General features: G+C 73.4%; 1 protein-coding gene. It reads left to right on the top strand.

Translation table 11 applies throughout. The features are described from left to right. Nucleotides 1-35: 35 nt before the first annotated feature. Nucleotides 36-1810: DUF4118 domain-containing protein (locus DBR36_RS16865; RefSeq protein WP_258222961.1), on the top strand; the 1775-nt coding region annotated here is incomplete at its 3' end.

Raw genomic sequence — 1810 nt, 5'->3', positions numbered from 1 at the left:
CGCTGCGCCCCCACCCCCACCGCCGGGAGCGCCTCGTGAAGCGCGGGCGGCTGCGCGTGCTGCTCGGCATGGCGCCGGGCGTCGGCAAGACGTACGAGATGCTCGAAGAGGGGCGGCGCCTGCGCGACGAGGGACGTGACGTCGTCATCGCGGTCGTCGAGACCCACGGCCGCGTCGCCACGGCCGCGCAGGCGGAGGGCCTCGAGGTGGTCCCGCGCCGGGCCGTCGCCCACCGCGGGGTCGCGCTCGACGAGATGGACCTGGATGCCGTGCGCGAGCGGCATCCGCAGATCGCCCTCGTCGACGAGCTCGCCCACACCAACGCCCCCGGCTCGCGGCACGACAAGCGCTGGCTCGACGTGAACGACCTGCTGGACGCGGGGATCGACGTCATCACCACCGTCAACGTGCAGCACATCGAATCGCTCAACGACGTGGTCGAGAAGATCACCGGGGTGACCCAGCGCGAGACGGTCCCGGATGCCGTGGTGCGCGCCGCCGATCAGATCGAGGTCGTGGACCTGGCGCCGCAATCGCTGCGGGACCGTCTCGCGGCGGGCTCGGTGTACCCGGCCGAGCGCATCGACGCGGCGCTGTCGAACTACTTCCGCCTGGGCAACCTCACGGCGCTGCGCGAACTCGCCCTGCTGTGGCTCGCCGACGAGGTCGACTCCGCGCTGCAGCGCTACCGCACCGAGCACGGCATCGAGGGGACGTGGCAGGCGCGCGAGCGCGTCGTCGTGGCCCTCACCGGCGGACCCGAGGGCGAGACGCTGCTGCGCCGCGGCGCGCGCATCGCGGCGCGATCGGCCGGAGGCGAACTGCTCGCGGTGCACGTGTCGACGCCGGACGGCCTGCGCGCGAGCGCTCCCGGGGCCCTCGCCGAGCAGCGGGCGCTGGTCGAGACCCTCGGCGGGTCGTATCACCAGGTCGTCGGCGAGGACCCGGCGACCGCCCTGGTCGACTTCGCCCGCTCGGTCAACGCCTCGCAGCTCGTGATCGGTGTGAGCCGACGCGGACGACTCGCGACGGCCCTGACCGGCCCCGGCATCGGCGCGACCGTCATCCGGCTGTCGGGCGACATCGACGTGCACATCGTCAACCACGCGCGCGCCGGCGGGCGCTTCGCCCTCCCTCGCCTGGTCGGGCCCGCTCTGAGCGCGAAGCGTCGCATCCTGGGCTTCGTCACCGCTGTCGCCGGCGGGCCGCTCATCTCGATGCTGCTGCTCTCGACCGGTTCCGACGACTCCGTCGCCGCCGATGTGCTGGTGTACCAGCTGCTCGTCGTCGTCGTGGCGCTGATCGGCGGCATCTGGCCCGCCCTGTTCGCGGCCGTGCTGTCGGGCTTCACGCTGAACTTTCTCTTCATCGAGCCGCTGTACACCGTCACGATCAGCAATCCCGCCAATGCGCTCGCCCTCGCGCTGTACGTGGTCATCGCGACGCTCGTCAGCATCGTCGTCGACCAGGCCGCCCGCCGGGCGCGTTCGGCCCGCCGCGCCGCCGCCGAGGCCGAACTGCTCGCCACCGTCGCCGGGAGCGTGCTGCGCGGCGAGAGCGCGGTGCCCGCGCTGGTCAGTCGGGCTCGCGAGGCGTTCGGCCTGGCGGGGGTGCGGCTGATCGCGGTGAACGGCGACGTCATCGCCACCGACGGCGAGCCGGTCCGCGACGAACGATCCACGACCGTCCCGGTCGGGATCGACCGTGCCGTGCTCGAGCTGCACGGCCGGGATCTGGATGCCGGGGAGCGCCGCCTCCTCGACGTCGTCGTCGCGCAGCTCGCCGCCGCTCTCGAGCGCACCGACCTGGC

The organism is Microbacterium sp. HMWF026, from assembly GCF_003061325.1.
GTDB lineage: Bacteria > Actinomycetota > Actinomycetes > Actinomycetales > Microbacteriaceae > Microbacterium > Microbacterium testaceum_E.
Note: the sequence above shows the minus strand (reverse complement) of the source record. Positions and strands in the feature narration are given on the sequence as shown.